This window comes from Pseudomonas sp., assembly GCF_026224925.1.
Taxonomy (GTDB): domain Bacteria; phylum Pseudomonadota; class Gammaproteobacteria; order Pseudomonadales; family Pseudomonadaceae; genus Aquipseudomonas.
Map to the genome: position 1 here is coordinate 1 of NZ_JAMFRV010000316.1, position 4,631 is coordinate 4,631.

Annotated in this window: 4 protein-coding genes; 2 read left to right on the top strand and 2 right to left on the bottom strand. The window is 56.5% G+C overall.

Features of this window, described 5'->3' with window-relative positions:
* Positions 1 to 629: tRNA (5-methylaminomethyl-2-thiouridine)(34)-methyltransferase MnmD (gene mnmD, locus M0974_RS13660; protein ID WP_297837321.1), on the bottom strand; the 629-nt coding region annotated here is incomplete at its 3' end.
* A 184-nt stretch (positions 630 to 813) separates the two neighbouring features.
* Here mnmD and pap point away from each other — a divergent pair.
* Positions 814 to 2,313, top strand: a complete 1,500-nt coding sequence (gene pap, locus M0974_RS13665) for a polyphosphate:AMP phosphotransferase (protein WP_297837325.1) — start codon at positions 814 to 816, stop codon at positions 2,311 to 2,313.
* A gap of 116 nt (positions 2,314 to 2,429) precedes the next feature.
* Complete coding sequence (locus M0974_RS13670) at positions 2,430 to 3,614, top strand: thiolase family protein (protein WP_297837327.1); 1,185 nt, start codon at positions 2,430 to 2,432, stop codon at positions 3,612 to 3,614.
* A 179-nt stretch (positions 3,615 to 3,793) separates the two neighbouring features.
* On the opposite strand, the gene M0974_RS13675 is transcribed toward M0974_RS13670, so the two are convergent.
* Positions 3,794 to 4,631 (bottom strand): HlyD family type I secretion periplasmic adaptor subunit (locus M0974_RS13675; protein WP_297837330.1); only part of this gene is annotated, 838 nt, incomplete at its 5' end.

Sequence of the window (4,631 nt, forward strand, 5' to 3'; positions counted from 1 at the left end):
AGCGCCCGACGCACCCAGCCGGTGCTGGTGAAGGTACTGATGGTCGAATCAGGCGCCGCCAACCGAGCCAGTTCGGCGAACAGTTCCGGGGTCCACATTTCTGGATTTTTTGCCGGCGCGAATCCGTCGAGAAACCACGCGTCTATCTGCCCGTCCAGTTGCGGCAGCATATCTAGCACGTCACCGATCAACAGGGTCAGGGTCACCCGCCCGCCGTCGAACACAAAACGCTGAAAACCTTCATGTACTGCAACGTAGTGCGCCAATAGCGGGTCGGCAAACGCTGCCAGTTCGGGCCACAAACTCAAGGCGCGTTGCAGGTCGCTAAACGTCAGTGGAAATTTCTCTACGCTGATGAAATGCAATCGCGCATCGGCCGTCGCGCATTGGGAAAACAACTGCCAGGCGCAGAGGAAATTCAGACCGGTGCCGAAGCCTGTTTCGCCGATCACCAAACGTGCGCCTGATGCCAGCGCAGTGAAACGCTGCTCCAGGTCATTCTGTTTCAGGAACACGTGCCGGGTTTCGTCGAGGCCCGATTGTGTCGCGAAATAGACATCCGAAAACGCCTGCGAATGGGGATTTCCCTGTTCATCCCATTCGATCTGGGCGTGGCGGGTGAGGGTCATGGTGGGCTCGGCAGGTGTCAGAAACGCAACATACTAACGTAATCGTCGAGGCGGCGAGGGCGAGTACGGAACATGGTGGATGAAATTGACCTTGAGTTGACCCATCGCAAGGATTGGCTGTCTTAACCGACACTGATTCATTCGATCCGCTAGTCTTGGACGATCTTGAGAGGGGAATGTGTGCATGTTCGAATCCGCTGAAATCGGTCACGCCATCGACAAAAAAACCTACGACGCCGAAGTGCCCGCACTGCGTGAAGCGTTGCTTGGTGCTCAGTACGAGCTTCAAAAACAGGCGCGTTTTCCGGTCATCGTGTTGATCAATGGGATCGAAGGCGCTGGCAAAGGCGAGACGATCAAACTGCTCAGCGAATGGATGGACCCGAGACTGATCGAGGTGCGTTCGTTCGATCAACAGACGGATGAAGAATTGGCTCATCCACCGGCTTGGCGCTACTGGCGGCAATTGCCTGCCAAGGGCCGCATGGGGATTTTCTTCGGCAATTGGTACAGCCAGATGATTCAGGGTCGGGTCAACGGTGAATTCAAGGATGCCAGGCTCGATCAAGCGATCAATGGCGCCGAACGTTTGGAAAAGATGCTGGTGGACGAAGGCGCGTTGATTTTCAAATTTTGGTTTCACCTGTCTAAAAAGCAGATGAAAGCCCGCCTCAAAGCGCTTGAGGATGACCCGTTGCACAGCTGGCGCATCAGCCCGCTGGACTGGCAGCAATCGAAAACCTACGACAAGTTCGTGCGTTACGGCGAGCGAGTGTTGCGTCGGACGAGTCGTGATTATGCGCCCTGGTATGTCATTGAAGGCGTGGACCCGCATTACCGCAGCCTGACCGCCGGCCGGTTATTGCTTCAGGGTATGCAAGCGGCGTTGGCCAATGGTAAGACCACTGAAGAGTCGGCACCTCCCGAACTACCGGTGCCGATCACCAATGAGCTGAGTTTGCTGACCAGCCTCGACATGACCTTGCACTTGGAAAAGGACGATTACGAGGAGCAGTTGATCACCGAGCAGGCGCGTTTTTCTGGAAACATGCGCGATAAGCGCATGCGCCGGCATTCGCTGGTGGCGGTGTTTGAAGGCAACGATGCTGCCGGCAAAGGCGGTGCGATTCGCCGGGTTGCTGCAGCGTTGGACCCGCGCCAATACGCCATCGTGCCGATTGCCGCGCCGACTGAAGATGAACGTGCACAACCGTATTTGTGGCGTTTTTGGCGGCAGATTCCGGCGCGGGGAAAATTCACTGTATTCGACCGTTCATGGTATGGCCGGGTGTTGGTCGAGAGGGTCGAAGGGTTTTGTAGCCCGTCGGACTGGATGCGCGCTTACAGCGAGATCAATGATTTTGAAGAGCAACTGACCGACGAAGGCATCGTGGTGGTGAAGTTTTGGCTGGCCATTGATGAAAAAACCCAGTTGGAACGCTTCGAAGCGCGGGAGCAAATCCCCTTTAAGCGCTTTAAAATCACCGATGACGACTGGCGTAACCGCAAGAAATGGCCGCAATACCGTTCAGCCGTGAATGACATGGTTGATCGCACCAGCACTGAAATCGCCCTATGGACGCTGGTGGAAGCCAATGACAAACATTGGGCGCGGGTCAAAGTGCTGCGCACGATCAACGAGGCGTTGGAAGCAGCTTTCGCCAAGGACAAGAAATCCAAGTGAGGCGATGATTTTCCATACAGCCAATGAATGATCATCGCGGACCGAATGGCCTGGTCTTATGCTCAAGGGAGATTTCAGCAACCATCCCTGCCCAAAAATAAGAACGGAGATATGCCATGCGTGAAGTGGTGATTGTCGACAGCGTACGGACCGGCTTGGCCAAGTCGTTTCGCGGCAAATTCAACCAGACCCGGCCCGATGACATGGCGGCCCATTGCGTCAACGCGCTGCTTACGCGCAATGGTCTGGACCCTGCGCTGGTGGAGGATTGCATCGTCGGCGCGGGCTCTAACGAGGGCGCGCAGGGCTACAACATCGGTCGCAACGTGGCGGTGCTGTCGCAGTTGGGGATCAACGTTCCCGGCATGACCCTCAACCGTTATTGCTCGTCGGGGCTGCAAGCAATCGCCATCGCGGCTAACCAGATTGCTTCAGGGTGCAGCGATGTCATTGTCGCAGGCGGCGTTGAATCCATCAGCCTGACGATGAAAAGCGTCAACATGGACAACCTGATTAATCCGTTGCTGAAAGCGCAGGTGCCCGGTATTTATTTCCCCATGGGCCAGACCGCTGAAATCGTCGCCCGGCGCTACAACGTCAGCCGCGAGCAGCAGGATCTTTACGCGCTACAGAGCCAGCAACGCACGGCGGCGGCCCAGGCTGCAGGGCTGTTCGATGATGAAATTGCGCCGATGAAAGTGACATATAAGGTCGAGGATAAAGCCACCGGTGCGATTAGCCTGGTGGAAGGCATCGTTGATCGCGACGACTGCAACCGCCCAGATACCACGCTGGAAAGTTTGTCGGGGCTCAAGCCCGTGTTTGCTGAAGACGGATCGGTGACTGCGGGCAATTCGTCGCAGCTGTCCGACGGCGCTTCCATGACGTTGGTGATGAGTTTGGAAAAAGCGCTGGAATTGGGGCTCAAGCCCAAGGCGTTCTTCCGGGGTTTTACCGTGGCTGGCTGCGAGCCAGACGAGATGGGCATTGGGCCGGTGTATTCGGTGCCAAAACTGCTGAAGGCCAAGGGCCTGCAAATCGCCGATATCGACCTGTGGGAACTCAACGAAGCCTTCGCCTCGCAATGCCTGTATGCCCGCGATCAGTTGGGTATCGACAACGACAAGTACAACCTCAGCGGTGGTTCAATCTCCATTGGCCACCCGTTCGGCATGACCGGCTCCCGCCAAGTCGGCCACCTGGTTCGCGAGCTGCAACGGCGCAACCTGCGCTACGGCATCGTCACCATGTGCGTCGGCGGCGGCATGGGCGCTACGGGGTTGTTTGAAGCGTTTAAGTAAAGTGATGCACCTTGGAAACGGTAGGACCGAATTCATTCGGGAAGACAGCGCCTCGGTCTATCTGATAAACCGCGTCGTCTGCTTCCCGAACAAGTTCGGTCCCACCGAATCTCAGCATGCACGCCGGATTTGGGCAATCCATAATGTGGGAGCAGGCTTGCCTGCGAATGCCGCACCGCCTACCGCTCGCGCATCGCCTCGGTATGTGCTTTTAACACCGGCTTGAGCAAGTAATCCATGACGCTTTTCTCTCCGGTGATGATGTCTACGGTGGCAACCATGCCGGGGATGATCAGCAGGGGTTTTGCGTCGCTGCCCAAGTGATTTTTGTCGGTACGAACCTGGATCAAATAGAAACTGTTGCCCTTGTCGTCGGTGATGGTGTCGGCGCCGATCAATTCCAGTTTGGCTTTCAGGCCGCCATAAATGGTGTAGTCATAGGCGCTAAATTTAACCATGGCTGATTGCCCTGGATGTAGAAACGCAACGTCCTGTGGGCGTACTTTGGCTTCGATCAGCAGGTTGTCTTCCAGCGGCACCACTTCCACCATGTCGCTGCCAGGCTGCACCACGCCGCCGATGGTGTTGACCTTCATCACCTTGATAATCCCGTGCACCGGGGACACCACGGTGGTGCGGCTCACCCGGTCGTCGATGGCGATGCTGGTGGCTGTGAGTTTCGACAGGTCAGTGCGCTTCTGGTTGAGGTCCTTCGAGGCATCGGAGCGGAACACAAATTCTGACTCTTGCACTTTGCTTTTGATCTCATTAATCGCCGCCTCAGCCCGAGGAATCGCCAGCGTCGTCGCATCCATCGACCCCCGCGCTTCAACCGCGCTGCGTTTGAGTCGCAGGATCTCTACCGGCGATACAGCACCGGTGCCCACCAACGGCGCTGACATATTCATCTCTTGCTGAAGCAGGCTCAGGCTGTTGCGAAACTGCTCCTGCTTGGAACGAAACTCTGCCAGCTCTTGGGTCTTTTGCAGCAATTGCTGATTCAGCGTGCGTTGTTCG